The following is a 25,979-nucleotide window of genomic DNA, read 5'->3' as shown; positions in this document are numbered from 1 at the left end:
TTTAACCAAATACACGGCCTAGTCATGACCAAGTCGCTGACTGCAGTGGTGTTGGGTGTGTTGTGCCTGTTCCTGGGCACAAACGTTGCTTCACAGGACGCGCCGGCCAGGCCGAACGATCCGGGGCAGGTGGTCGAGAAGGAGGGGGCGGCTTTTATCAAGGCGGGTAAGGCCGATGGCCTATCCATTGCGCTGGTGCGCGATGGGCAGGTGCAGTTTTTCAATTTCGGCACGGTCACCCGCGGCAAGGCGCAGTTGCCGACCAAGGATACGGTTTACGAGATCGGCTCGATCAGCAAGACCTTTTCCAGTCTGCTGCTGGCGCATGCCTTGATCGAGAACAAGGCCACTATTTCCGATGACATGCGGCGCTACCTGCCGGGCAAGTATCCGAATCTGCAGTTCCAGGGCACGCCGGTCACGTTGTCGAACCTGGTGTCGACCACCTCCGAGCTGCCCGATAACTTGCCTGACTTGAGCGAGTTGATCAAAAAGACCGATCCCAAGAAGCTGCTGCCGCTGGCCGTAAAGCTGCTGAGCAATTATTCCAGTGCGGCTTTTTTTTCGGATCTGCACAAGGTGGCACCCAGCGAAAAGCCGGGTACGGAACCGCAGCACTCCAATGTGGCGGCGGTACTGGTGGGCACGATTGTCGAGAACATCTACCGCAAGCCATACCAGACGCTGCTCGCCGCCTATATCGAGCGGCCGCTGGGCATGCAGAGCGGTGTATCCAGTGCGCGCACGGCGCAGATGGCGACGCCCTATGGCGAAGATGGCAGCCCCGCGCCGCATTACACCCCTCCTTACCTGCTGACTGCGGGCGGCTTGCGCTACAGCGCCGATGACATGGCACGCTATACGAAGGCGCAATTGCTGGCAGGCGATGCCGCGCTCAAGCTGACCCAGCAACCGCTGTGGGGCGATGTCGACAGCCTGGCGGTGGGCTTCAACTGGGTGATTGGCGAAACGGTGGATAGCCAGCGTCATCTCAGCCACAGCGGCGGTACTTTCGGCTTCGCCAGCTTTATGGATCTCTATCCGGATTCGCACTACGGCATCGTGCTGCTGACCAACCGCAGCACGCGCACCACCCAGGGCGAGCTGCAGGAGATGTCGGACCGCATCAGGCAGGGCATTTTTGGCGATCCCCCGGCGCTGGCCGCCTTGCAGCAGGCGCTGTCGCAGCGCGGCTATCAAAATGTGGATGCCACGGTGGGGCAGGTCAGTCGCCAGCATCCGGAGCTGCATCTGTCGGAAAACTATGTGAACCAGTGGGGCTATCAGCTGCTGCAAGACGGGCGCGCGAAGGATGCCGTCGGCGTCTTCGAATACAACGTGGTGCATCACCCGAAGAGCTGGAATGCCTATGACAGTTTTGCGGAAGGCCTGGCGGACGCGGGCGATATCGAGCGCGCCAAGACCAACTATCAGCGCTCGCTGGATTTGAATCCACAGAACGCGCATGCAAAGCAGGAACTGGCCAAGCTCGAAAAGCCGGGTGCTGCGGCTCCTGCGCCAACGCAGCATTGAGGGTGCGGCCCGCCGACGCCCCTCTCACGCGGGAAGCCGCTGATCTGTTTCCAGGCAAACTGCTTCTTCACGTCCAGTCCCCTTGGGTTCGAGGCTGGACTCCAAGTCATGCAACTGCTCGCGCCAAGGTGAGCAGCCGTTATTCGGGCATGGATGGCATAAACAGTCGCAGGCCCACTGTCACCACGGCAACGACGACGTAAGCGGCTATAACACCGGACCTGGAAAAGCCCGCCCGGTCCAGCAGCAAGAACTTCACGTAGGCCATCAAGACCGCCACCGCAGCTATGACGAGTGCTTCAACAATATTGCCCAGGCTTTGCGCACCAACGCCGAGCTTGGCCAGGGCCGCCCATAGGCCAATGCCTAGGGGCGGCAGAGCGAGAAGCCACATGGTTTGATGGCGCTTACGGCCGCACCAAAGCCAGCCCGGCATGATGAGCACGATGGCCAGCACAGAAACTACGAAGAACAACGCAACCATATGCCTTCCCGCTCTTCTATCCGATCACATTAATGACGTTGAAAGTTACTGGCATGCCCCGGAGTTGAGCGCTCCGTTCAATACCAGCTGGTCGTACATCGCGCGAACCTTGTCCGCCCAGGTCTGGCAGTTGTTGCCGAAGAGATGGTACTGACCCATGCTTACATTATTGGCCGCCTGGCGCATGACGCAGTCGTTGTATTCGCCGGGCAGCCTATGCCACGTGCCGTCGAAATTGTCGGAGTGGACGCCGTTCGGGAAAAAGCCGAGGTTGCTGGGTGCCTTGCCATCCTCGAAGAACAATTGCTCGTGCGCGACCTGATCCTCCATGGATGCGTCCGTCGAATTGTTCGAAGCCAAACCAAGCCAGGGAAGCCCGTTCAAGCGGCGCAGCGCAAAGTACGCCTCGCCGTTGGGATCGATATTGGATAGCGGATTGCCACCGGCATACGCATAAGTGCTGACGCCGCCAGCCAGACCCACCGTATCACTCTGAAGGTAGCGACCGGTGGAGGGGTTGTAATAGCGCTTCCCGTTATAGAACAGGCCGGTCTCGTCGTCGTAAAGCTGCCCGGGGAAGCGCGTGTAGTAGGTGGAGCTGCCGCTGGCCGCTGCTTCGCCGAAAGCGTTGTTGTTCCAGTTCCAGCTGTACACCAGGTTGCCCAGCGTATCCGTGGCGGCGCGGATGGTGCCGTTCTGGTCTGCGTAGAAATCCTGGATAACGCCCGTGGATTGCGGGCTGGAATCGTATACGGATGCGACCGGGATATTGTTCAGATAAATGTATTCCCGGTGATCGGTGGTGAAATACTCGCCTACGATCTGATTGCTGCCATCCGGTTCGTAGATGTACTTCACCTGGTCGAACGGCGCTACCGTGACGGTTCGCGTAACGCGCTGTCCGAAGCCGTTGTAGTGGTAGTTGGCTACGCTGGTGGTGGCATTGGTGACGCCGGTGACGTAGTCGCGATCGTCGTAGTCGATGCCGATCACTTCATTGTTCGGCGCGGTCATCACCATGGCATTGCCCATGGCGTCGTTCTGCACGGGGCTGCTGCCTACCGCGCTGAGGCGATGGCTGCCCGAGGTATAGGCATAGGCCACTATGGGCGAGCCGGCTACCGACTTGGACAAGCGGTCGCCGGTGCCGCTATAGGTAAAGCCTTGTTCCACTGCGCCACCCGATCCCTCGATGTTGGTTATCCGATGCAGGGGGTCATACTGGAACGTCTCCGTGGCCGGATTGGCGCCCGCCGTAGCACCTTCGGCGGTGATGTCGCCCAGGGTGTTCCGCGCAAAATGAAGGTTCAACTTGGGGCTGACGATATCCATCAGCTGGTAATTGCCGTCATAGGCCAGCGATTCCGTCGGCGATCCGGTCTGCGCCCAGGTATAGCTCGTCATGGGGCCAAACGGCAGGTATCCGACGCTGCTGATGATCGGCGTCACCGAGCCAATGATCTGGAAGCCATTGTTGGTGACGTTGTTCTGCTGGAAATTGATGCTGCTGACGCGGCCGTCGCCGTCGAAGCCGAAGGTCAGCTCGGAAAGCGATGGGTATTGGATGTTCTTCGTACGGCGTCCCGGCGTCTTGGTAATGATCGTCGTATACGTGCCGCCGTTGAGAATCTTCTGCTCCATCGCCTTGTCGCCGACGTTGGTGTAGCACCAGCCCATCGTGCCGGTCTCGTCGCTCATGCTGGTCATATGACCTTTATTGAAATTGGACGAGCAAATCGCTACCGGGTCTGCCTGGTCGTAATTGTAAGTAACGTTGAGGGCGGGGTGAGCCGGATATTGGATGCCGGTGACACGGCTGACGGCATCGTAGCTATAGGTCTGCTGCACGCCGCGGGCGTCTATCTTGCCGGTGCGGCGGCCGCCGCCGTCGAAGGAGAATTGCGTCTCGCCGCTGTCGGGACTATTGATGACCCAGATTTGCCCAAACGCATCCGTGGCGTAGCTCGTCTTCAGGCCATTGGGGTCGGTGACGCTGGCAGTATTTCCCAGCGGGTCATAGCCAAACGTCGTCGTGGCGTTCTTCGTGGCTGCATCCGATCCATTGAAGTTCTGCACGGTGCTTTGCAAACGATTGAGCGCATCGTAGGTGCGGTGCGTGTCAATACCGTTGGCATCCGTGGCATCGGTCAAATTGCCGTTGGGGTCATAGGCGTATGACACCACCGTGGTGCCGGCCGCATTGGACGTGCCGATCAGCTGGCCAAGCACGTTGAATTGCTGAAATGCAAAGCTGGTCGCCTGGTTGGATGCGTTGTAGACGGCTCGTTCGGTCTGATTGCCGGCCGCATCGAGCGTGTACTGGATGTAGTTACCCATGGCATCCGTAATACGGGTAAGCCGCTGCGAGGAATCGTATGAATAGTTGGTAGTGATGCCGTCCGGGTCAGTTACCGACGTGATGACATCGTAGGGAAGATTGAAAAAGGTGTACTTGGTCACCGCATCGACGGGCGAGGGCGTGCCGTTGGCATTCGCACGCACGGTCTTGGTGGCAAGCCATTCGCGGGTGGTATACACGTAGTCCGTGATCACCCCGTTCATATCGGTCATGCGTGTGGGGCGGCCCAGGCCGTCATAAGCATTGTAGGTCGTAACGCGATTCAGGCCGTCGGTGATGCTGCTGATATTGCCCAGCGTGTCATAGGTATAGGTCTGCGTATTGCTGGTGTCGGGCGGCGTCACCTTGACGCTTGCCACCATGCCGTTGCCATACAAGGTATAGGCGTAGCTGGTTTGGTGTGCCTGGCCCGCCACGCCATTGGCCGTGAGATTGGTGCGTGTCACCGCGGCGATACGCCCCTGCGGCGTATAGCTAAACGCCGTTTGCAGGGCGCCCACCACGGTGATGGATGTCAGGCGGTCGGTACCTGGCGTGGTATCCCATGCATAGTTGGTGGTGCGGCTGGTGGCGGTGCCGGTGCCGTCTATTTCTTGCTGAAGCTGCCCGTTGGCCGCGTAGTTGTAGGTGGTGACGTTGCCATTGCTATCCGTTTGCGTCTTGACGTTCCCATTGGCGTCATACGTCTGGGAGCTGAAGGACGCATCGCACTGCGAGGCCGCCTGGCCGGTAACGGAAACGATATTGTCATTGCTGTCGAACTGGTAAACGCTGACGTGGCCGAGCGGATTGGTTTCCGTTGCTACAACGCCGGTGCCGTTGCTCGTATAGGCAATGGATACCTTGTCCGTGCCGTCAGCGCGCATGGTCTGGCTTGCCTGGCCCATGGCGTTGTAGCTGGTGGTGTCGTGAACGTTGCCGTCGTAGTCGACCTCGTTCAACGCATACTGGTAATAGCCGTAGAGCCCGTTGGCGTTCGATACATCCGATTGATACTTGTAGCTGACCACCGTTGCCGGCGAATCGGAGAACGTCACCGATTGCAGCTCGCCGGTGAGGTATCGCGTGCCGACCACGTTGCCGATGCTGCCCTGCGGAATCGTCGTGCTGTAGGTGTAGACCTTTCCGCTTGGGTCAGTGACTGTCAATTGCCGATTGATGGTCTGGCCGAAATCGCCCAGGCCCGATGCCGTATCGGTCCAGTGCAGCGACACGGTCTGGCCGGAGGTGTGGGTGACCACGGTGTCGTTGGCGTCCGGGTAGGTAAATGTCCAGCCGACGCCGGCAAGATCCTTGAGCGAGGTAATCGAAAAGAAGTTGCCGCCATAAATGGCCGGTCCAAATTGCATTACTTTGGAGTTCTCGTCATGGATGGTGTAGGCGCCACTGCTGCTTCGCGTCATGGTCGCCATGCCGCCGTTGACCTCGGCGAACGATGCCGAGCCGTCGGCGTTGGGCACGCCCGGGGCAAATTCCACCGTGGCGCCATCAGGGCGCACCAGCACCAGCGGGCAGGTGCTGTTCGATGCGAGGTAGTTGCAGCTTGAGGTCTGGTGTCTATCGAGCGTGAGGATGTAGTCGTAGCTTGTCGTCCACGCGCCGACGCGAAGATTGGTGCCGAAGGCGGTCTGGTTCTGCGCGTTGGAGCTGTAATAGCGGACGAATTTCAGGCCCATTTCTCCCGGCCGGGCGAAGTCCGTTTTTGCCTCGATCTTGGCCTGGGTGCCCAGATCGATCGGGTCGCCGACCTGGCATTGGGTCTTGGTCTTGGGGATGGCGGCATTGACGGTGACCGGCGCCAGCGTGGTTACCGACGATGGCGTTTTGCCGATATGGATGGGCGGTGCTACTGCCGGGGGCGGCACTTGGCCGGTAACCACGACTGTGCCCAGGGTTTCGACTGGATCCGGCGCCCGGTCCGCCGTGACATTGACCGGCGGCAGGGTGGGCGCGTCGCCACCATCGCCGCCGGCGTCCCCGCCCGGATCGGGTGCCGTAACGATCACTGGCGGAAGCGTAGTAATGTCGCCGCCGCCTCCACCGCCGCCCCCGTCATCCGTAATGACGTCCGTTTCGGCAAATGCACCGCCGCTGACAGCAAGCAACGCTGCTACCAACAAAACGATCGCCTTACCCGCCTTGCTGCCCTTTGAATCTGCTTTGTGCGAATTCGACAGGTACTTCCTTGCCGCCAACCCTGGCCAGCTCTTTGCGAACGACATGAATTTCCCCTAGATCCGTGGAGTGGGACGAACACGATCCATGGGTGCTGTTAAATGGTTAGATGGTTGTGTCCCCGTGCAGGCGGCGTGGGCCGTCTTGCTAAAGCGTGAGCCGTTTGGCATTTCCTCGGGCGGCCCTGGGCGGGGCATTCGCACGCACTATTTGAAATTGCAATTTCTGAAATTGCGCCGTGCTGCCTGTACACCGCTGGCGCAGCCGCTAGCCTCTCGCTCACATTCTCCGAAGCCGTGCCAATGCAGAGCGCAAGTCCCTCAGGGACTGCAATCGCCAACGCAAACGTGGTGTCCGTTTGAAGCGGACATCTTCCCCCGTTCTATGGAGCTGCAAACCGCTATGAAAACGTGTTCAACACTAGCCTTCCTGCTGCTCGGCACCGCAACGCTGTTGCACGCCCAGACCGCACCCGTGCCTGCCTATGTGTCCGATGCCATTGCCGACAGCGGCCGCCCGGCGGCGGACAAGCAGGCTGATGCGGCACGCAAGCCGGCCTCGCTGGTGGCCTTTGCCGGTATCAAGCCGGGTGACAAGGTGGCGGATGTGATGCCTGGCGGTGGCTACTTCACGCGTATCTTCAGCAAAGTGGTGGGCGCCAGCGGCCATGTCTACGCGGTGCTGCCGGAAAGCCTGGTTGCCAAGGCGCCGGCTGAAAAGCTCAAGCCGATTCACGCGCTGGTAGCCGATCCTGCCTACAGCGCCAATACCAGCCTCGAAGTGCGCCCCTATGACCGGCTTGATGTCGGCGCGCCGTTGGATGTGGTGTGGACGTCGCAGAATTACCACGATGTCTACGGCGGGGTCAGCGTATTCAGTGTGGATGGCAGTACCGGGCCGGAGCAGGCGGCGAAGCTGGATGCGGCGGTGTTCAAAGCCTTGAAGCCCGGCGGCGTGTTTGTGGTGGTAGACCATGCGGCAGCACCAGGCTCGGGTGGACGCGATGCGCATACCTTGCATCGAATCGATCCGGCCACGGTGATTGCGCAGGCCAAGGCGGCGGGCTTTGTGCTGGAGGCGCAGAGCGATGTGCTGGCCAATCCGCAGGATGCGCATGACACGTTGATCTTTGCACCGGCGATCAAAGGGCATACGGACAAGTTTGTGTTGAAGTTCCGCAAGCCGTCGCATTGAGCGAGGCGTGGGCGGTGATCGAGCCAGAGGGTGTGCCGCGTCGATTCGTGCCCTCGCAAAGAGGCAATCGATCGCGCGGTTTATGGATTCGATCCTGCTGGCGCTTCATGGCCAAGCGCATCGCATGGCGTACCGCCATGCCACGTAGGTTGGGTTAGCGCAGCGTAACCCAACAATGTTTCGTCGTTGCGATGAAGACCCGTTGGGTTACCCCCGGATCAAATCCGGGGTAACCCAAGCTACCGGTTGCGCTCGTCGTCGCGCTCAATAAGGCGAGCCGTCTTTGTGCAGGTAGCGCGTGTCGGTGCTGGCAATCAGCAGGTCGATATCGGAATACACCACCGAATCGCTAGTCGAGCGCGAGCCGATATCCAGATACGTGGCCACGGCAGCGGATCGATTGATCAGGTGATGGCCGTTGCCGGAGTTTTTGGGAAACGCGGCGCAATCGCCGGCGCGCAGCAGGGTTTCGCCATCGTCTTCGACCAGGGTCAGTTCCCCGGCGAGCACAAACAGGAATTCATCTTCTTCGGCATGCCAGTGGCGTTGGCTGGACCAACTGCCCGGCGGCAGGTGCATCAGATTCACGCCGAAATCGCCGATGCCACCCGCATCGCCCAGGCGCTGGCGAACGCGTTCGGCGCAAGGCATATCGAAGGGCGCGGGATAACCGCTGCCCTGCAGTTTGGGCACGTTGGCGAGATCGATCTTGGGCATGGGTGGCTCCGTAGCAGGGCGATGCGTGGCGGCGTGTCAGGCGGTCACGGTTTCATAGTCGAGCGGTTCGGCCGGCCAGCGCGGCACCACAATCCACAACACCAGATAGATCAGGCCGCCGATGCCCGCGCCCAGAAACAGCAGCAGCCATAGCGCGCGGATCACCCAGGTAGGTGTGCCCATGGCGTAGGCGAGTCCGGCACACACGCCGCCCAGCCAGGCGGCCTTTTTTACACGTTTGAAGGGACGTTCCATGGCAGCCTCCGGTGTCATCGTGCGCTCGATCTTAGATGGCGCCGGGTGACGTGCCAGTGTGGAAAGTCCTGCGTTGCAGCGGGCGCTTTGCGGATCGCACCGTCGCGCGCTCCAGCTTGTGAAGGGTCGCCGCGCGCGGTTCGTTTTGCCGGCCAAAGCGGTTGCTGCGAGTGGTGACATCCATCACGATAGCCGCGCCCGTCCGGTGATGGATCAGCGGCGGCACATACGGTTGCGAAGGTTATTGCGCCAAGCATGGCGCATTCGGAACACGTTCGGCGGCACCCACATGCCGCGCTGTCAGCCGGGGTCGTGCGCCATGCGCCGCGATATGCCTGGTCAGGGGGACAATGAAATGAACCGCGTCTATCGGCTCGTCTGGAATCGGTCGCTTGCTGTCGTGCAGGTGGCTTCGGAACTCTCTTGCGCGCAAGGCGGTACGGCGGCCAAGGCCACGTCGCGCGCACCGCGACGCACGGTATTGGCGCTGGCCATCGCAGGCCTTGCGCTTGCCTGCCTCAGCTCGCCCGCGTGGAGTCAGACCTGCACGCCCGGCGATCCATCCGGATGCGCCGCGCCGGGCGGCATCGGCCAGCGCCCCACGCGCAGTCCGGACGGCGGTGCCGGCAACGGCACCGGCGGCGATGCGACGATCTGGATCACCAACACTAGCGAAGGCCCTGGCAGCACGGCCGTTGGCGGTGTCGGCGGCACCGGCTCGAACGGCATTTTCAATCCCGACAGCTCGATCAACATCACCGCCACCGGCGGCAGTGGCGGCGGCGTGGGCGCGAGCAACAGTGTCAGCAGCTCGGTGACCGGCGCCAACGGCGGCGACGGTGAAGCGGCGGCCGCTGCGAATTCGCAAAGCATCGTTGGCGCTGGTGGTGGCGGTGGTGGTGCGGGTGCCTACCTGAGCCAGTCCAATCAGAGCTGGTTGGTCGGAACCACCACCACCATCGGTGGCGGCAAAGGCGGCAAAGGCGGTGACGCACCGGCGACGGCGGCCAATGGCATGGCCTACAACGGCGATCCCGGCGGTGGTGGCGGTGGCGGCGCGGGCGTGATCATCGCCTCAGGCGCTGGTGGCACAACGCTCAGGGTCGGCGGCAGCTTGATGGGCGGCAATGGTGGCACCGGCGGCAGCGGTGGCTATGCCGGCGGTGGCGGCGGTGGTGGGGACGGCTTGCTGGTGCTCGGCGCCGGCGCAACTGTTACCAATCAAGGTGCTGGCCAGATTGCAGGCGGCACCGGCGGCAGCCCCGGTACGTTCCAGGACGGCAGCGGCGAGCGTGGCGGTTATGGCGGCGGCGGTGCTGGCGTCAACCTGGTCGGCGCCGGTGCCTCGCTGACCAACTACGGCAAAGTTAGCGGCGGCAATGCCTACGTGACAGGTGTGGTGGGCGGCAGTTCGCAGGATGGCGTGCCGGGTGTCGGCGTGCGCGCCTGGGGCGGCGAGACCGTGATCGACTACGGCACCATTGACGGTGGCAGCAATGGCAATGTGCAGGCGGATGCGGTGCTGTTTTCCGGCGGCGGCAATCAGCTGGCCATCTATGCGGGCGCGATCTTTACCGGTGATCTGCAAAGCATCAGCGGCACCACCAATGGTGGCGACGTACTGACCCTTGCCGGCGACAACAGTGGCAGCTTGAACGCAGGCCTGATCGTCGGCTTCGCCTACAATGTCAAATCCGGCAACAGCAATTGGACGCTGACCGGCAGCGGCAACGCGGGCATCAACTGGATCATTCAACAAGGCACGCTGACCGGCAATAGCGGCACCTTTGCCGGCAACCTCACGTTTGCGAACAATAGTCTGGGCAGCGGCGCGCCGACGGTGGATTTCAACCAGGGCAGCGACGGCAGCTATGCCGGCACCATCGGCGGCGCGGGCGAACTGATCAAGGATGGCACCGCCAAGCTTACCTTTGCAGCCGGCAGCGAACTGGCGGGTTTCAGCGGGCCGTTGCTCATCAACAGCGGCGAGGTGCTGCTGCAGAACGATGGCAACCTGCAGGCCGCGGTCATTTCCGGCGGTGTCAACGCTTATACGATCGACTTCAGCAATATCACCGGTGCCCTTGCTTTGGCCTCCGGTCTCTCTTCCAGCGCCAGCGGCAGCAGCGTGATGCTGGGCGCGCATACGCTGGTACTCGAAAATCCGGCCAGCGACACCTTCGATGGCGTGATCTCCGGCACGGGCGGTGTTGTGCTGGCGGGCGGCACGGAGGTGCTTGGCGGCGCCAACACCTACACCGGCGATACCACGATCGATGCCGGTGCCATTCTGAATCTCAATTCAAACGGCCAGCTTGGTGTGAATGGCAGCACGGCGTCGCGACTGGAACTCAACGGTACGCTCAACGCCGGCGGCATGGGCCCAGGTGCCAAGCTGGAAATAAGCAGCCTGGATGGCGGCGGCACGCTTACCTTGGGCAGCGTGGTGCTGGAAATCACCGACGCCCAGGCTGGCGATCTATTCAGTGGCGGCATCAGTGGCGGCACTGCCGGCCTGACCTTGCAGAGCGGCACGCAGCGGCTTAGCGGCTACAACGTGTATACCGGCGATACCACCATCAATGGCGGCAGCACGCTGGAGCTTATCGGCAGTTCGCAGATCGGCAATGGTTTGTCGCGCCTGAATGTGGCCAATGGCACGCTCGATGCCACCCGTCTCAGCGCCGGTTCCACGCTGGTTTTGCTGAGTCTTGCTGGCAGCGGCAATCTGGAGATGGGCGGTGCGTCGCTGGATATCAAAATCGCCAACGATACCTACAGCGGCGTTATCAGCGGCAGCGGCGGCCTCACCCTGGATAGCGGTGCGGAAACCTTCTCCGGCGCCAATAGCTATAGCGGCGAAACCATTTTCAACGGCGGCACGCTGACGCTTACCGATGGCGGCCAGCTGGGCAACGGCGATTCGCGCGTGCAATTCAACACGGGCACCGCCACCATCGATGCCACCGGCATGACGGCCGGCAGCACACTGCCGATCAGCAGCCTTGCCGGCGGCGGTTCGGTGAAGCTGGGCGCGATGACGCTGGATATCCAAAACGCCAGTGACACTTACAGCGGTGTCATGAGCGGCAGTGGCGGCGTGCAGGTCAATGGCGGCAGCGAGCTGTTCAACGGCATCAACACGTATACCGGTCTCACCAGCGTCAACGCCGGCGCCAGCTTGTTCGTGGGCGACAGCACCCACGACACGTCCCAGATAGCCGGCGACGTCAGCGTCAATGGCGGCCGCTTCGGCGGCTACGGCGTGGTGGAAGGCAGCGTGATGCTTTCCAATGGCGGCACCCTGGTGCCGGGCGCTGTCGGACAGTTGGGCTCGCTTACCATCCTGGGCGACCTCACCATCGGCGATGGCTCGCAGTTGAATTACGACTTCGGCGCACCGGGGCCGAATTTCTCCACGCCCGGCCAGAGCGACCATGTCGTGGTGCACGGCAATCTGAGCATCGGTACGTCCACGCTCAATGTGAACAATCTCGGCAGCATGGGCCCGGGTCTGTATCTGTTGTTCCAGTGGGGCAACACGCTTGCCATCACCGGTGGCGGCTTTGCGCCACCGCCAGGCATGTCGCTGCAGATACTTACTGTCGGCCGGCAGATCAACCTGATCGACACGCAGAACCTCACGCTCGACGAATGGGATGCGAACGGCCAGGCCGGTCCCGGTGCCATGGGCGGCGGCAGCGGCACCTGGTCGCTGTTTTCCAATACCTGGTCCGATACCACCGGCCAGTTCGTGGGACCGATGTCGCCCGAGCCCGGCTTTGCGATCTTCGGTGGCGCGGCGGGCACGGTGACGGTGGATGACAGCAACGGCAATGTCGGCGCGCTCGGCATGCAGTTCGTCAGCGACGGTTATCACCTCACCGGCGGCAGCATCGATCTGATTGGCCAGAACGGCGTGGCGCCGGTGCTGCGCGTAAGCAGCGGGGATACAGCGATCATCGATAACGTGCTGGATGGCGTCGACGGTTTCAACAAGACCGACGGCGGCACCCTGGTGCTCACCGGCAGCAACGTCTATACCGGGGTTACCACGCTGAGCGGTGGTTATTTGTCGGTGTCCTCGGATGCCAATCTGGGTGGCAGCAGTGACCCGCTGGATTTCGAAGGCGGCTCGCTGGAAATCACCGGCACCAGTTTCCAGCAGACCGCGCGCAGCATCACCTGGGGCGCGCCGGGCGGCGGTTTCGATATTGCCGATGCCGCCAATACCTTCACCGTAACGCAGGCGCTTACCGGCACCGGCGGCTTGTTGAAGAGCGGCCCGGGCACGCTGGTGCTCGCCGGCGCCAACACCTATAGCGGCAGCACTATCGTCAGCGCGGGTACGTTGCAGGGCGACAGCACCAGTCTGCAGGGTGATATCACCAATAACGCCACCGTAGTGTTTGTGCAAAACAGCGACGGTACATATGCCGGTGCGATGTCCGGTACAGGCGTGCTGGTGAAGAACGGCAGCGCGACGCTGACGCTGAGCGGCGCCAATACCTACAGCGGCGGTACTACGGTGAACGCTGGTACCCTGCAGGGCGATGCAGGCAGCCTGCAGGGCGATATCGCCAACAGCGGTACGGTTGCCTTTGTGCAGCAAGGCAGCGGCACCTTCGCCGGCGTGATTTCCGGCAGTGGCGCAGTGAGCAAGAGCGGCAGCGGCACGCTGATCTTCACCGGCGCCAACAGCTATGGCGGCGGCACCACCATCAGTGCCGGTACCTTGCAGGGCGACAGCAACAGCCTGCACGGCAATATCGCCAATAACGCCACGCTGGCATTCGATCAAACCGCCAATGGCACGTTTGCCGGTGTGATCTCCGGTAGCGGCGCAGTGGTCAAGAGCGGCAGCGGCACGCTGGTGCTCAGCGGCGCGAACACCTATACCGGCGGCACCACGGTCAACGCCGGTACGCTGCAAGGCAATGCGGGCAGCCTGGAAGGCGGCATCGTCAACAACGCTAGCACCGAGTTCGACCAGACCAGCGACGGTACTTACAGCGGTGTGATCAGCGGCAGCGGCGGTGTCAGCAAGACTGGCATCGGTACCTTGATCCTGGATGGCGTCAATACCTACACGGGTGGCACCACGATCAGCGCCGGCACGCTGGAGGTGGGCGACAGCGATCATGCATCGGCATCGATCGATGGCCCGGTGGATGTGCAAAGCGGCGCCACCTTGCGCGGACACGGCACGGTGATCGGCAATGTCACCAACGATGGCTTGGTGTGGGCCGGTGGTTCCATCGGCACGCTCAGCATCCAGGGCAATTACCTGCAGAATGCCGACGGCGTGCTGCAGCTCGATGTGACGCCGACGCAGACATCGAGCCTGGCAGTCAGCGGCACCGCAACGCTCGGCGGCGGCCTGAATCTGATTTTCGCCCCGGGCACCTACAGCTCCAATAAGTTCACGTTGGTGCAGGCTGGCGCGTTGAGCGGCACGTTCGCCACGGTCAACGGTACCGTGCCGGGTTCGCTTACTTCGCAGATCAGCTACACCGGCACCGAAGCCGACCTGATATTGGCGCCGGCTGCATCGGCTCCCACCACCAAGGTCGCTCCGCTCGACGGCAGCCTGTACGGCAATCTGATGCGCAGCGCGAATGTGGTCAGCCAGCAAGATCTGGTATCCGTGCTCGATGTGGCGTTGATGCCGCATGACGCGGCTTGTGGTGCAGGCAATGCACCGTCGATGCAGAACGTCACTTCCGCTGCATGCGGCTCTGGCGTGTGGGCGCAGTACACCGGCTCCAGTCTCTCGCTCGATGGTGCAAATGGCTTGAACAGCACCGCGTTCGGCCTGCTGGCCGGTGCTGATCATGCGTTTGGCGATGTGTTGCATGCAGGTGTGCAGGCAGGCCTGGATCAGGTCAACGGCAGCGACAAGTCCGGCGGCAATGGACGGGTCGAAAGTGCGCATGGCGGCTTCTACGCTTATGCCGATGCCGGTCCGCTGGTGCTCTCGGCAGTGGTCGACTACATGCACAGCGGCTATCGCTTCAATCGTGCCAGCGGCATCGGCATGGCCACATCGACGCCGGATGGCGACACGCTGTCCGGCGCCTTGCAGGCAGCGTGGCCCATGCAGGTATCGCAATGGCAGCTCACCCCCGCAGCCGGCGTGCTGTATCAGCGCCAGACGCTGGACGGCTTTCATGAAACGCTGGTCAGCAGCAATCCCGAGGCGAGCTATTTCCCGGTAACCGGCATGCGCAGCAGCTATATCGCGTTGCAGCCTTATGCGGCGATGGCGATCGGTCACAGCTTTGTGGCGCAAGGCGTGACCTATGTGCCGCAGTTCAGCCTCGGCTATCGCTACGACACGCGCAATGCGGCGACGCCGGTGACCGAGGTCAGTGCACAGGACGGCACCGTGTTTGCGTTGCCGGCTGCAGCACAGGGACGCGGCATGGGTACGGCAAGCGCGCGCATTGTGGCGCAGGCCGGTGCATCGTGGAGTCTGTATCTCGACTACGAAGGCCTGTTCGGCAGTCATCTGCACGACAACGCGCTGAGCTTCGGTTTTACCAAGCACTTCTGAGCGGTATGAAACGGCCCCTCTCCCGGCCGGGAGAGGGGTTTTCCTTGCGCTATTTCTTGCGGCTTGACACCCCGCTTTGGCGGGGAGTAAACCGACCCTGCAACGTCCGCCACCACGCATCATTTGCAGGAGTTAAGGATATGAACCGTGCAAATGTAGTTTCGCTGTTACCCGTTCTTTTGCTTGCAGGCGCAGCGAGCGCCATGGCAAGCGGTGTTTCCCCGAGCATCTCTCCAGTCGCTCAAACGGCCCCCGCCGCCAACGCGCAGAACCAGGCCGGCCAGGTGATGAATCTGCCGCTATTGGTCTACGTAGATGGTCGTGGCCAGGTGCGTTCCATCCAGCACGCCCAGCGCCTGCCCACGGCAGTCAACGATCTGCTGTGGAAGAACGTGCGCACCTGGACCACCTCGTCCGCCCTGGTCAACGGCAGGCACGAAGGCGCGCAATTGCTGATGAACGTGACGTTGCACGCGCAGCCACAGGCTGACGGCAATACCAACGTGTACTTCACCCTGGCTTCGGAAGGGCCGGTGTTGCGCGGATACTGGAAGCTGCAAGGTACTCACGTGTACGGCCATTGCTCGCCTTCGGCCGATACGACTGCCGGGCAGGGCGGCAAACAGCGTTGGTGCTCTTCCGAACTTATTCCGTCAGATGCAACAGCAGTAGCGGCAGCAGGCGCCAAATAGCCGGTGATCTATACGACGCAGGCGGAGTGGCAAGCACTCCGCCTGCGGCGGCTACAGCGCTTGAATTCGATTGAACTGGCCGATGGGTTTGAATCGGCAAGATCGCGTTGCGCATCGGCGCCATGCCAAGGGCTATGGCAGTGGCTGCCGCTCTTTCGGCCATTCGCTGAAGGCGAATACATACAGCATGATGAAGTTGACCAGCGGTACGAAGATCAGCAGCGACCAGGCGCCGTTGTAGCCAGCTTTGGAGACGATTTTCCAGCTTGGAATCACTGCCAGCACCGCCGCGATCAACCCAAAGAACGGATGCGTATGCATAAGCGCCTCGCGCATGGACTCCGGATCGGAGCTGGGCCTAGCTTAGTGCGGCGTGCGGTCCGGCGGAGCCGATCTCAGGCAACCCGCTTGCCGCTGGGAAAGGCATAGACGCGACCGGCCTGCGCGGCATTGCCGCTGATCCATTGCCACGGAGGCGAGATGCCGTATTCGGCCAGCAGCTGGTAGATGCGCTCGGTTACCCAGTCGCGCAGGGCGGCGGGGGCGCTGTCCTTGATGGCGTTGGCGCGCTCCAGGAACTCGATCCAGAATTCGGCCCCGCGGCTGTCCTGCAGCAGGCGCGGCACTAGGCCGCCCAGGGTGGTCAATTCTTGCTCGATGTCTTTGCGGGTCAAGGCCACGGGGCACACGTCCTGGGGGATGGCCGGACGCAGGCGTCCGGCAGATACCGGCTATGACGTATGAGGGGCCCGATTTTGAAATGGCGCCCCAGCCGTGGCCAGGGCGCCGGGAGCCTGGGCCGTCAGGGCTTGGCCGGTGCCTGGAGGGCCGGCACCACCGCGATGGCGCTGATCTCCAGCATGACGTCGCCCCGGAACAGCCCCTTCACCTCCACCAGGCTGGCGGCGGGCAGGGGGCCGCTCATGTATTGGTTGCGGATCTTCCGGTAGGTGTCGATCTGCGCCATGTCGGTTACGTAGGTGGTCATGTCCACCACGTTGGAGAAATCCGCGCCGCCCGCCGCCAGGGCAGCCTTGAGGTTCTCGAAGGTCTGGCGTACCTGCGCGGCGTAGTCGCCGGCGCCGACCAGCTTGCCGTCCTTGTCCAGCGGTACCTGGCCGGCGATAAACAGCATGCGGCCGCCTTCGGCCGCCACCACGTGGGTGTAGCCGTGCGGCGCAGCGAGGGTGGGCGGGTTGATGTGCTGCAGCGGAGGTGTTGCGGCGAGGGCCGGGGCGGCGAGCAGCCACAGCAGCGCGGGCAGGGCGGACTTCATCGGAAATATTCCTTATGCAGTACCGGGGGAGCTTGCAGCGCCCGACTTTATAACGCCTGCAAGCCGGGCGTGAGAGCGGTTGTCGATTTGTGCCGGTGAGCTTCGTCGTCCCTACAAAGGCCCACTACTGACACCGCCCAAGGACACCAGCATGACGCTGAAACTCTACGCCCACCCGTTTTCCTCGTATTGCCAGAAAGTGCTGACCGCGCTCTACGAAAACGGCACGCCGTTCGAATGGTGCACGCTCGGCCCGGACAATCCCGCCATCATGGCCGAATTCAGCGCGCTATGGCCGCACAAGCGCATGCCGATCCTGCGCGACGGCGAACAGTGCATCAAGGAAGCCAGCATCATCATCGAATACCTCGCCCAGCATTATCCCGGGCCGGTTTCCCTGCTGCCGGCGGATCCGCGCGATGCCTTGCAGGTGCGCTTTATGGACCGCTTCTTCGACAACTACGTATCGACGCCGCAGCAGAAAATCGTGTTCGATGCACTGCGTACGGAAGGCGAGCGCGATGCACGCGGCGTGGCCGATGCGCGCACCATGCTGGAAACCTCGTACGCATGGCTGGACCAGACCATGGCCGATCGCGAATGGGCGGCGGGCGAGCGCTTCAGCCTGGCCGACTGTGGCGCGGCGCCGTTCCTGTTCTATGCGGACTGGACGCACCGCATCGACCCTTCCTTCAAGCATGTGATCGCCTACCGCCAGCGCCTGCTGGCACGGCCGTCGTTTGCGCGCGCGGTGGACGAGGCACGGCCGTTCCGCCCGTGGTTTCCGCTGGGTGCACCGGATCGCGATTGATCCGGTGTATGCCGTTACGGATGAATGGCGCCAGCCGATGCCGCCGATGCCGGGGTCTGTGACTGGGTCAGCTTCGCGGCGATATAGGCATGCACGTCCTGCTTGGACACGGCGCCGCGATGATGAGTGTCGATGGCGTCGAAGTTGTTGGCGATAAACGGCACCTGGCCGGTCTGCGCTTCGTCGCGGGTGAGCAGGCCATCGTGGTTCTTGTCGGCCGCATCGAAATTCTTGTCCAGCGCCTTCACCGAGCGAGCGGTTTCATTGAGGCCGGTCTGGGCCATGCCGGCCAGCGGCAACAGCGTGGTGAGGAGCAGCAGCGGGAGCATGCGTGCGCAGCGGTTCATGATGGGTCCTCCTCGGCAAGGAGTGCCGAGCATGGCCCCTGGCGCGCGATATTGCCGTCAATGCGGCGTTTAGCTGAGCACGTAGTTGACCGGTTTGGGCGCTGCGGGCAGGTCGCGTTCGCCGAGCAGTTCCAGCAAAGTGGCCTGGATGCCTTCGCACATGGCATCCAGCGGCAGATCGTTGGGCTCGGTGCCGAAGGGCTCCTCGATTTCCGAGCTCAGCGCTTCCAGTGCAAAGAAGGTATAGGCGATAAAGGTGACGATCAGCGGCGTCATGCTGCCGATCGAATCGACCAGGCCGAACGGCAGCAGCAGGCAGTACAGATACACCGTGCGATGGATGATCACCGCATAGGTAAACGGAATCGGCGTGCCGGCAATGCGCTCGCAGCCGCCCAGCGCATCGCTGAGATGGCCCATATGCACTTCCATCGCCTGCACCAGCGGCGCGGCCAGCTCACCCTGCCGTCGCCGCTCGCGCAACCATTCGCCGGCCATCAGCAGGATCGCGGATGGCTTATAGCGCGCACCTTGCAAACGCTGGCGCGCTTCGTCAGACAGCCATGTGTCGAGATCGGCTGCCGGATCGGTACCGCGCAGCTGATGACGCAGCGCATGCACGAAGGCGATCAGCTGATGCACGAAGATGCGGCTTGGTGCCGGTCCGTCCACCAGGGTCAGCGCCTGCCGCGCCAGCGAGCGGGTGTCGTTGAGCACTTCGCCCCACAGCACGCGTGCTTCCCAATAACGCGCATAGCTGGTGTTGTTGCGAAAGCCCAGAAAGATCGCCAGGGTCAGGCCGATCAGCGAGAACGGCACGAAAGTCAGCGAGACCTTCCACACAAACACGCGCCCGTGCAGCAACGTAACGAGCAGCGCGAAGGCGAGCGTGATCAGCAACTGCGGCAGAATCGCCGGCAGCACCGATCCGCGCACTACCAGCAGCATGCGGAACCAGTTGGGGCGGGGGCGGACGATCATGATGGCGGGCAGCGTAGGGCGTGCGGGAGGCCATCATAGCGAAGTGCGCTATTTGCGCCGGATGGTGCTCCCTCTCCCCTCTGGGGAGAGGGCTGGGGTGAGGGGCAGCCTCGCGCGATATGCAAAGCATCGTCAAACAGCGTGGCGAAGATGCTCGGGTTCTTATGGGCGGTGAGGCAAGCCTCGGCCTCTCACCCCGCAGGGGCGAGGGAGTAGAGCAGCACTGCGGTGGAAGCTTATGCCGCTTCCGGCAGCAGCACCTCATTGAACGCATCGTTGATGGTGCCGGCCAGCATCTGCGCCAGCTCCGCATAGCTGCTCGCGCGCGGATGGCGCTGGCGCTTGGGCAGCTGGGTCAGGGCATCGACACCGTCGGAATAGGCAAACAGGCAGGCGCGGGGTGCGTCGAGGAAGACCAGAATTTCCACATAGGCCGGGGCAGCGGTCGGCGCGTTGGGGCCGATCAGGATGCTCAGCGCACGCTGTCCGCGCTTGCGCAGGTGGCGCATGGATTGCTCCAGCTCCACGATCATCGTGTAGTTCTCCGGCAGCAGCAGGTCGCGCAGCAAACCGCCTTCCACTTCCGCGGCAGCTTTGCGCGCCTCCATCTCGATGCGGCCCAGAAAGCCCATGCGCAGTTCCTGCCGCGTATAGCGCAGCGGCATGGTGGATACCTGCGTATCGTTCTTGCGCACGATCCAGGAATGATTCACGCGCTCGAAATGGATGCCGGCCTGGTCATAACTCTGCTTGCAGTTCTCGGCACTGATGCTGGCGTGCGCCGCCCAGGCGGCTTTCAGATAGACGAGATTCGGGCGCGAGCTGATCATGCAGTTCTCCGGCGAAGACCTTGCCTGGGTGTGCCAGGCAAGGCCGGTTACGGAGGCTATCGGCCGGCGGCCGGAAAACTTCAGCTACTTGTTCAGCCCCGTGTGCTGGGAATAGAAGGCATGCCAGCCGCCGTCGGCGTAGACAAAGATATCGGCCGATTTAACGCCCTTTTGCGGCCCCAGCGCCGGGTCATAGAACGACACCACGGCGGTGTCGCCCTGGATCAGCACCGCGCTGCCGTAGGGGTGCTGTTGCTGGTAGTCGGCGAACTGGCGCTGCGCCTGCGCCAGACTGGTGCCCTTGCGCTTGGCCGCGCCGGCCACGATCGCCTGCTTGTCGTGCACGCTGCCGTCATTGCTGACCGAACGGAAGCCGGGTGCCAGCATCTGCTCCAGCCAGCCGGTGTCGCCGGCCATTTCGGCAATGCTCCAGTGCTGTTCCAGGGCCAGCACGCCGGCTTCGCTATGGGCGGTTTCGTCGGCATTGGCCGCATCGCCGGCATCGGCATCGATGGTGCGCGGATAGTGCACGGCAACGGCGAGCAGGGCGGCAACGAGCACGCCCATCAACAGCATCGAGCGGCGATAGTTGGTGACGGTCATGGTGGTTTCCTTGCAGTGGGAAGGCCACGCCAGCATGTGCGCGACGTGCGCGGGGCGCAGTGGCTTTGTGACCAGCGCCATGGCGGTGGGGCAAGCGGTCGGATCGGCAGGGTGAGCGGTCATGCGCCACCTGACACTTCCCAAGCCCGCTCGCCGTTCGCACACTAGCGCGCATGTCCAAATGGAAAACCATCGCGATCACCTTCGTCTTCTGGACGGTGCTGGCGCTGTCGTATGCGACCAGCCAGGTGTTCGGCTCGATCAGCGAAGGCCATCCGGTGAGCTGGTTTCGCCCGCTGGTGTGGAACTTTGCGGATTTCTACTTGTGGATGCTGCTGACGCCGCTGGTGGCGTGGCTGGGCCGCCTCGGCGCGCAAAGCTGGCGGCGCTACTGGAGCCTGCACTTGCCGTGCAGCCTCTCGCTGGCAGTGGTGCAAAGCGTACTGATGCTGCTGATCTTCTGGAACGTGTGCGGCCCCAATCCCAAGGGCAGCGTCTATACCTTCACCGACCTGCTGCATAACGAGGGCATCTACAAATTCCATCTCGCCTTGCTGACCTACTGGCTGATGCTGGTGGTGTTGCGCGGCATCGCCTCGCGCCACTCGCTGCGCGACGAGCGCCTACGCAATGCGCAGCTGGAGACCCAGCTCACGCAATCGCAGCTGCAGGTGCTGCGCATGCAGCTGCAGCCGCATTTCCTGTTCAACACGCTCAATGCGATTTCCGCCCTGACCCTGGCCGATCCGTCGCAGGCCAAGCGGATGATCGTGCTGCTCAGCGATTTTCTGCGGCTGACGCTGGAGGAGCGCCATGCGCAGCAGGTAAGCCTGGCGCGTGAAATGCAGTGCCTGAAGTCGTATCTGGATATCCAGGAAGTGCGCTTCCAGGATCGGCTGGTAACGCAGCTGGATATTGGCGAAGCGAGCCACGCACTGGTGCCCAGCCTGATCCTGCAGCCGCTGGTGGAGAATGCGCTGCGTCATGGCCTGCTGGCGAAAACCGGCGGTGGTCAATTACGCGTGTCGGCACGCCGCGTTGGCGCGGAACTGCATCTGCAGGTCGAAGACGATGGCTTGGGCCTGCCTGCAGGCGGACTGGTGGAAGGCGTGGGCCTGCGCAATACGCGCGAGCGCCTGCAGGCCACGTTCGGCGGCGCGGCCACGATGGAACTGCGGCCGCGCCAGGGCGGCGGTACCGAGGTGCTGCTGCGCTTTCCTTTTGTGGAACGCCGTCCATGAGCGCGCCGCGCATGCGTGCCCTGCTGGTAGACGACGAAGTGCTGGCGCGCCTGGCCGTGCGCCAGGCATTGGCCGTGCATACCGATATCGACGTGGTCGGCGAGTGCGGCAACGTGCAGGAGGCGCGGCAGGCGATTGCGGCGTTGGCACCTGACCTGGTGTTCCTGGATATCCAGATGCCGGGCGGCAGTGGCTTCAAATTGCTGGGCAACGGCCACGCGTCGGAGGCGCTGCCACTGGTGGTATTCACCACCGCCTTCGCCGATCACGCCCTACGCGCCTTCGATGCCAATGCGATTGATTACGTGCTCAAGCCGATCGACCAGTTGCGCTTCGATCAGGCGATGGACCGCGTGCGCCGGCATTGGCGCGGCTTGCAGGATGTCACTCAGGTCAGCGTGGCCGATAGTGGCAAGTCTTATCTCAAGCGCATCAGCGTGCAGGTGGCCGAGCGCAGCACGGTGATTCCGGTGGCGGAGATCGACTGGATCCGTGCCGACGATAACTATGTGCGCATCCATGCTGGCGGCCATGCTTACCTGCATCGCGAAACGCTGCGGCATCTGTGCGAGGCGCTGGATCCTAATCATTTCCTGCGCATCCATCGCAGCATCGTGGTGAACATGGATCGGATCCGTGAAGTGCATACGCTGTTTCAGGGGCATGCTGAGGTGGTGTTGCACGATGGCACGCGTCTGGATCTTAGTCGTCGCTTCCGTCATGCGGCACGCGCTGCGCTGGGTCTGCGCTGACCGCTCCCCCTTCGTGGCCAACGTGCTGTGCGTAGGTTGGGCTACTTCGGACTTGATCCGGGGGGCAACCCAACAGATGCCTGTTCCTTTGGCCTGGTTTTGGACGTCGCGTCGATCTGCTCCCTCCCCTGCTTGGCAGGGGAGGGCTGGGGTGGGGTTGCTCGCGCTTGCCCCAACACTCATCGCATCGCGATGCAGCCAAGTAGGTTGGGTTAGCGCAGCGTAACCCAACGGATGTCTGTTCCTTCGGCCTCAGGTATGCATGTCGCGTTGATCTGTGCCATTGCCTGCGGCGCTTTCGGCCCCTACGGGCCCGAGTCACTTTCTCTTGCGTGCCCAAGAGAAAGTAACCAAAGAGAAGGGCACCCCGAGGGAGCGCTTGATGGGCGTCCTGCCCATCAAGTGCGTGAAGGGTGGGAGGGGCTTTTCGACAGGGCATCCTGCCCTGACGAAAAGGCATGGGCGTCGTGCCCATGCCCCCTGCGTGGCCTTGTCCTCCCACCCTTCACCGCTCCCTAGGGGCCCCGGGTAGAGCAGCGCGCCATCCTGGCGCGCACTGTTTGCCGGCTTGCGCCGGTAGAGCATGGGGCTCTCCGTAACGATGCCCTTTGCGGAATGGTGGGGCTACGTGCTTTTCCAGCGCAAAGCGCTGGCCCCGAGTGCGTGCCAGGAAGGCACGCAGCTCTTGGTGGGGCCCCTAGGGAGCGGTGGAGGGGCGGTGGATCAGCCCGCAGGGAAGCCGGCATGGATGCCGGCTTGTTTTTCGTCAGCACAGGAAGTGCTGTCGAAAAACCCCACCGCCCCTTCACGCACTTGATGGGCAGGACGCCCATCAAGCGCTCCCTCGGGGTGCCCTTTCTTTGGGTTACTTTTCTTTGGGCACGCAAAGAAAAGTGACTCGGGCCCGCAGGGGCCGAAAGCGCCGCAGGCAATCTCACCCACCAACGAAATGTCACGCAAAAAACTCAAGGCAATCGCAACACCCGCGCCACCAAACTCGCAACAGCATAAGCATCCCCAACCCCATGATCGGAATACCGCTGCTCCCCACGATTCCAAGCATCCCCCACTGCAAACCAATCCACCGCCACCACCGGCTTCCCCGTCCGCAACGACTCATCCAGCGCCAAAAAAAACATCCCCCACCGCACCCGGTAATAATCCCGCGTCAGCCCCGCCCAATCCTTATTCCCATAATCGTGCAGACTCGCCCCCTCGCTAGCCTTGCGATCCCCCCAGGTAGTCAGCAGCGACCGCGCGTCATACTCCAGCAGCGTGCGCTCCTCCGGCGAAGAAGCCCAGCCATCCACTCGCGACAACCACTGGCCGACCAGAAAGTTGCGGTTCGTAGCAAGCAACGCATCTTGCAGATCCATCAACTGCAGCCAACGCTTGCTCAGCACATCGAAATCAGCACGGTTTTTGCCGTCGTAGGCCGCCTTGATCTGCGGCAGCAATAACCGGCTTTCGTTGGCCAGCGTCTGGCGCGCAACATCGACCAGGTCGTACTGATAGGTCTCACTGCCACGCAGCGCCGGCGCAACTTGCAGCAGTTCGGGCAATGCGTGCTTGAAATCCTCGGCGCTGTAGCGCATCGCCTCCGGTGACCAGTTGGAAGCACGGTTGACGGTCAGGCTGGGCTGGGCATCGAACAACGATTCCTGCGCCGCATCGCGTTCGCTATGAAATTCCACGTCATCGATGCGGATGTCGTAGGCGGTCTTCAGCAACACCTTCCAGGCAGCCTCTGCATGCGGATCGGCAGCGCCATAGCGGCGTTGCACGTAGTCGGCGGTCCAGGCGGAAAGATCCACCGGCTCACTGCGCCAGGCCATCTCGGTGAACAGGTCGAAGGCGAAGGGATTGGTATCCATGCCTTCGGTGAATACGGCGGTGCCTGCCATGTTGCGGTTATTGCGGCCCAGTCGCTGCAGGCGTTCGGTGATGTTGCGCGTATTGGCGCCCAGCGTAGTGCGGCCGCCGAATTCCCAGATGCCGCCGAACAGGAACGGTGCGCCCTGGAAGTCTTTCTGGCGATCGTCGCGCGGGATGCGATCGTGATCGATGTCGATGATCAGTACGTGTTGGCGATCGATGCCGGCGAGCAGGTCCTGGCGCGGGTTGCCCTGCCACGCCAGCATCATCCAGCGTGCATCGGAATGGGCGGCGAGCAGGGCGTGTTGTACGTCGCGCGCTGCTTCCGGTATCGGCACATCGCCGGAGTTGCCGCCTTCCTGGAACACTTCCATGTCGTAGATGCTGCTGTCGCCGTACAGTTCGCGTTGATGCCGGTAGAACGAGGCCGCGAGTTTGGCGAATAGCGGATCGCGCGGATCCAGCCAGCCGGGGCGGGTGAAGCCGGCCCACTCGCCTTGCGGCACTACATGGGCGTGCGGGAATTTGTGCTGGAAATCCGCTGGCACGATGCCGTAGAAGCCGGGCAGTACCGGGGTGATGCCGAGTTCGCGCAGGCGCGCGATGATCTGCTGTGCGGACGCTGCGCGCTTTTGCATCAGCGCCGTGCTGATCGGGCCGTTGAAGCAGCACATATTGCCCATCAGCTGCCAGTTCTGGTGCGCAGGCTGGGTGATCCACCGGCGAATCGCCTGGTCGGTGTAGCCGGCATCGCGGAAGGTCTGGTACAGCACGCTGTCCATGCCGCGTTCCACCAGCATCGAATTGATGCCGGACAGCGCCAGTACGTCGATCTCGCGCTGCCAGCGCGGCCAATCCCAGTAGGCCGTGGTGTAGCCATCGACATTTTCGTTCAGGGCATAGCGGTACGCGTATGGCGTATCGCGCTCGATGGGGACGGTGGGCAGCGGAAACGGAGTGTTGCCGAGGCGGTCGCCATTGGGCGAGATCTGTACATGCGCCACGTATTTCAAATACCAGTTCACGCCGAACAGCAGGGCGCTGGGCGTGCTGCCTTCGACGCGGATATGGCCATCGGCGGCCGCGATGCGGAAGCGTTCGTGGCCTGGCGGGGCCGATAGCGTACCGAGCTGGAATTGCCGGGCCTGCAGTGGCAGCAGTCGCGTGATGACGGCTTGGGCAGGGGCGGTATCGAAGTTTGCGGGCGGCTTGGCGAAGGCGCCGGCGGTGCAGCTCAGCAGGCTCAGGCAGACAAGCCAGCGGCAAAGCATGGAGGGACGCATGCGGTGTTCCGAAGG

The 25,979-nt window shown here is 62.6% G+C and carries 19 protein-coding genes; 7 read left to right on the top strand and 12 right to left on the bottom strand.

Annotated elements, in window-relative coordinates:
* The first annotated feature begins 24 nt into the window (after window positions 1–24).
* The gene (locus IGX34_RS01825) at window positions 25–1,533 is read left to right on the top strand and encodes a serine hydrolase domain-containing protein (RefSeq protein ID WP_192553947.1); all 1,509 of its coding nucleotides are present in this window, start codon (window positions 25–27) and stop codon (window positions 1,531–1,533) included.
* Between the two features lie 139 nt (window positions 1,534–1,672).
* On the opposite strand, the gene IGX34_RS01820 is transcribed toward IGX34_RS01825, so the two are convergent.
* Both IGX34_RS01820 and IGX34_RS01815 read right to left on the bottom strand, forming a co-directional pair.
* The gene (locus IGX34_RS01820) at window positions 1,673–2,017 is read right to left on the bottom strand and encodes a hypothetical protein (protein WP_192553946.1); all 345 of its coding nucleotides are present in this window, start codon (window positions 2,015–2,017) and stop codon (window positions 1,673–1,675) included.
* A 45-nt stretch (window positions 2,018–2,062) separates the two neighbouring features.
* Complete coding sequence (locus IGX34_RS01815; RefSeq protein ID WP_192553945.1) at window positions 2,063–6,496, bottom strand: RHS repeat-associated core domain-containing protein; 4,434 nt, start codon at window positions 6,494–6,496, stop codon at window positions 2,063–2,065.
* A 457-nt stretch (window positions 6,497–6,953) separates the two neighbouring features.
* On the opposite strand from IGX34_RS01815, the gene IGX34_RS01810 reads away from it, so the two are divergent.
* On the top strand, window positions 6,954–7,745 hold the full coding sequence (locus IGX34_RS01810; RefSeq protein WP_192553944.1) for a class I SAM-dependent methyltransferase: 792 nt from the start codon (window positions 6,954–6,956) through the stop codon (window positions 7,743–7,745).
* 264 nt (window positions 7,746–8,009) lie between these two features.
* On the opposite strand, the gene IGX34_RS01805 is transcribed toward IGX34_RS01810, so the two are convergent.
* Complete coding sequence (locus IGX34_RS01805; RefSeq protein WP_192553943.1) at window positions 8,010–8,462, bottom strand: cupin domain-containing protein; 453 nt, start codon at window positions 8,460–8,462, stop codon at window positions 8,010–8,012.
* 36 nt (window positions 8,463–8,498) lie between these two features.
* Window positions 8,499–8,717, bottom strand: a complete 219-nt coding sequence (locus tag IGX34_RS01800; RefSeq protein WP_225737138.1) for a PspC domain-containing protein — start codon at window positions 8,715–8,717, stop codon at window positions 8,499–8,501.
* 355 nt (window positions 8,718–9,072) lie between these two features.
* On the opposite strand from IGX34_RS01800, the gene IGX34_RS01795 reads away from it, so the two are divergent.
* Window positions 9,073–15,273 (top strand): autotransporter-associated beta strand repeat-containing protein, encoded by a 6,201-nt coding sequence (locus tag IGX34_RS01795; RefSeq protein ID WP_192553941.1) that lies wholly within the window; start codon window positions 9,073–9,075, stop codon window positions 15,271–15,273.
* 140 nt (window positions 15,274–15,413) lie between these two features.
* Entirely contained in the window at window positions 15,414–15,965 is a 552-nt protein-coding gene (locus IGX34_RS01790) for a hypothetical protein (RefSeq protein ID WP_192553940.1), read from the top strand.
* Window positions 15,966–16,097: 132 nt separating this feature from the next.
* On the opposite strand, the gene IGX34_RS01785 is transcribed toward IGX34_RS01790, so the two are convergent.
* From IGX34_RS01785 to IGX34_RS01775, 3 genes are all read right to left on the bottom strand, one after another.
* Complete coding sequence (locus IGX34_RS01785) at window positions 16,098–16,301, bottom strand: DUF805 domain-containing protein (protein ID WP_225737137.1); 204 nt, start codon at window positions 16,299–16,301, stop codon at window positions 16,098–16,100.
* A gap of 59 nt (window positions 16,302–16,360) precedes the next feature.
* Complete coding sequence (locus IGX34_RS01780) at window positions 16,361–16,645, bottom strand: hypothetical protein (RefSeq protein WP_192553939.1); 285 nt, start codon at window positions 16,643–16,645, stop codon at window positions 16,361–16,363.
* Between the two features lie 122 nt (window positions 16,646–16,767).
* Window positions 16,768–17,241 (bottom strand): RidA family protein, encoded by a 474-nt coding sequence (locus IGX34_RS01775; RefSeq protein WP_192553938.1) that lies wholly within the window; start codon window positions 17,239–17,241, stop codon window positions 16,768–16,770.
* A gap of 151 nt (window positions 17,242–17,392) precedes the next feature.
* On the opposite strand from IGX34_RS01775, the gene IGX34_RS01770 reads away from it, so the two are divergent.
* Window positions 17,393–18,052: a glutathione S-transferase family protein gene (locus tag IGX34_RS01770; RefSeq protein ID WP_192553937.1), complete on the top strand. Its 660-nt coding sequence runs from the start codon at window positions 17,393–17,395 to the stop codon at window positions 18,050–18,052.
* Window positions 18,053–18,066: 14 nt separating this feature from the next.
* On the opposite strand, the gene IGX34_RS01765 is transcribed toward IGX34_RS01770, so the two are convergent.
* From IGX34_RS01765 to IGX34_RS01750, 4 genes are all read right to left on the bottom strand, one after another.
* On the bottom strand, window positions 18,067–18,399 hold the full coding sequence (locus IGX34_RS01765; protein WP_192553936.1) for an EF-hand domain-containing protein: 333 nt from the start codon (window positions 18,397–18,399) through the stop codon (window positions 18,067–18,069).
* Window positions 18,400–18,468: 69 nt separating this feature from the next.
* Window positions 18,469–19,380: a bestrophin family protein gene (locus tag IGX34_RS01760; protein WP_192553935.1), complete on the bottom strand. Its 912-nt coding sequence runs from the start codon at window positions 19,378–19,380 to the stop codon at window positions 18,469–18,471.
* Window positions 19,381–19,616: 236 nt separating this feature from the next.
* Window positions 19,617–20,210 carry a hypothetical protein gene (locus IGX34_RS01755; RefSeq protein ID WP_192553934.1) on the bottom strand — a complete coding sequence of 198 codons (594 nt, stop codon included), beginning with the start codon at window positions 20,208–20,210 and terminating at the stop codon, window positions 19,617–19,619.
* Window positions 20,211–20,294: 84 nt separating this feature from the next.
* Complete coding sequence (locus IGX34_RS01750; protein WP_192553933.1) at window positions 20,295–20,813, bottom strand: nuclear transport factor 2 family protein; 519 nt, start codon at window positions 20,811–20,813, stop codon at window positions 20,295–20,297.
* A gap of 173 nt (window positions 20,814–20,986) precedes the next feature.
* Between IGX34_RS01750 and IGX34_RS01745 the strand changes: the two genes are divergently transcribed.
* Both IGX34_RS01745 and IGX34_RS01740 read left to right on the top strand, forming a co-directional pair.
* The gene (locus IGX34_RS01745) at window positions 20,987–22,054 is read left to right on the top strand and encodes a sensor histidine kinase (protein ID WP_192553932.1); all 1,068 of its coding nucleotides are present in this window, start codon (window positions 20,987–20,989) and stop codon (window positions 22,052–22,054) included.
* The gene (locus IGX34_RS01740; protein WP_192553931.1) at window positions 22,051–22,806 is read left to right on the top strand and encodes a LytR/AlgR family response regulator transcription factor; all 756 of its coding nucleotides are present in this window, start codon (window positions 22,051–22,053) and stop codon (window positions 22,804–22,806) included. Before IGX34_RS01745 ends, IGX34_RS01740 begins: the two co-directional genes overlap by 4 nt.
* 965 nt (window positions 22,807–23,771) lie before the next feature.
* Here IGX34_RS01740 and IGX34_RS01735 read toward each other — a convergent pair.
* Complete coding sequence (locus IGX34_RS01735; protein WP_225737136.1) at window positions 23,772–25,964, bottom strand: alpha-N-acetylglucosaminidase; 2,193 nt, start codon at window positions 25,962–25,964, stop codon at window positions 23,772–23,774.
* Window positions 25,965–25,979 lie beyond the last annotated feature (15 nt).

Source organism: Dyella acidiphila (assembly GCF_014863405.1).
Lineage (GTDB): Bacteria > Pseudomonadota > Gammaproteobacteria > Xanthomonadales > Rhodanobacteraceae > Dyella_B > Dyella_B acidiphila.
Note: the sequence above shows the minus strand (reverse complement) of the source record. Positions and strands in the feature narration are given on the sequence as shown.

Excerpts from the sequence above, each read along its gene's own strand:
- IGX34_RS01785 (WP_225737137.1), bottom strand. The coding sequence starts at position 16,301 with ATGCGCGAGGCGCTTATGCATACGCATCCGTTCTTTGGGTTGATCGCG.
- IGX34_RS01770 (WP_192553937.1), top strand. The coding sequence starts at position 17,393 with ATGACGCTGAAACTCTACGCCCACCCGTTTTCCTCGTATTGCCAGAAA.
- IGX34_RS01750 (WP_192553933.1), bottom strand. The coding sequence starts at position 20,813 with ATGACCGTCACCAACTATCGCCGCTCGATGCTGTTGATGGGCGTGCTC.
- IGX34_RS01800 (WP_225737138.1), bottom strand. The coding sequence starts at position 8,717 with ATGGAACGTCCCTTCAAACGTGTAAAAAAGGCCGCCTGGCTGGGCGGC.
- IGX34_RS01820 (WP_192553946.1), bottom strand. The coding sequence starts at position 2,017 with ATGGTTGCGTTGTTCTTCGTAGTTTCTGTGCTGGCCATCGTGCTCATC.
- IGX34_RS01775 (WP_192553938.1), bottom strand. The coding sequence starts at position 17,241 with ATGAAGTCCGCCCTGCCCGCGCTGCTGTGGCTGCTCGCCGCCCCGGCC.
- IGX34_RS01810 (WP_192553944.1), top strand. The coding sequence starts at position 6,954 with ATGAAAACGTGTTCAACACTAGCCTTCCTGCTGCTCGGCACCGCAACG.
- IGX34_RS01825 (WP_192553947.1), top strand. The coding sequence starts at position 25 with ATGACCAAGTCGCTGACTGCAGTGGTGTTGGGTGTGTTGTGCCTGTTC.
- IGX34_RS01795 (WP_192553941.1), top strand. The coding sequence starts at position 9,073 with ATGAACCGCGTCTATCGGCTCGTCTGGAATCGGTCGCTTGCTGTCGTG.
- IGX34_RS01745 (WP_192553932.1), top strand. The coding sequence starts at position 20,987 with ATGTCCAAATGGAAAACCATCGCGATCACCTTCGTCTTCTGGACGGTG.
- IGX34_RS01805 (WP_192553943.1), bottom strand. The coding sequence starts at position 8,462 with ATGCCCAAGATCGATCTCGCCAACGTGCCCAAACTGCAGGGCAGCGGT.
- IGX34_RS01790 (WP_192553940.1), top strand. The coding sequence starts at position 15,414 with ATGAACCGTGCAAATGTAGTTTCGCTGTTACCCGTTCTTTTGCTTGCA.
- IGX34_RS01740 (WP_192553931.1), top strand. The coding sequence starts at position 22,051 with ATGAGCGCGCCGCGCATGCGTGCCCTGCTGGTAGACGACGAAGTGCTG.
- IGX34_RS01755 (WP_192553934.1), bottom strand. The coding sequence starts at position 20,210 with ATGATCAGCTCGCGCCCGAATCTCGTCTATCTGAAAGCCGCCTGGGCG.
- IGX34_RS01765 (WP_192553936.1), bottom strand. The coding sequence starts at position 18,399 with ATGAACCGCTGCGCACGCATGCTCCCGCTGCTGCTCCTCACCACGCTG.
- IGX34_RS01760 (WP_192553935.1), bottom strand. The coding sequence starts at position 19,380 with ATGATCGTCCGCCCCCGCCCCAACTGGTTCCGCATGCTGCTGGTAGTG.
- IGX34_RS01735 (WP_225737136.1), bottom strand. The coding sequence starts at position 25,964 with ATGCGTCCCTCCATGCTTTGCCGCTGGCTTGTCTGCCTGAGCCTGCTG.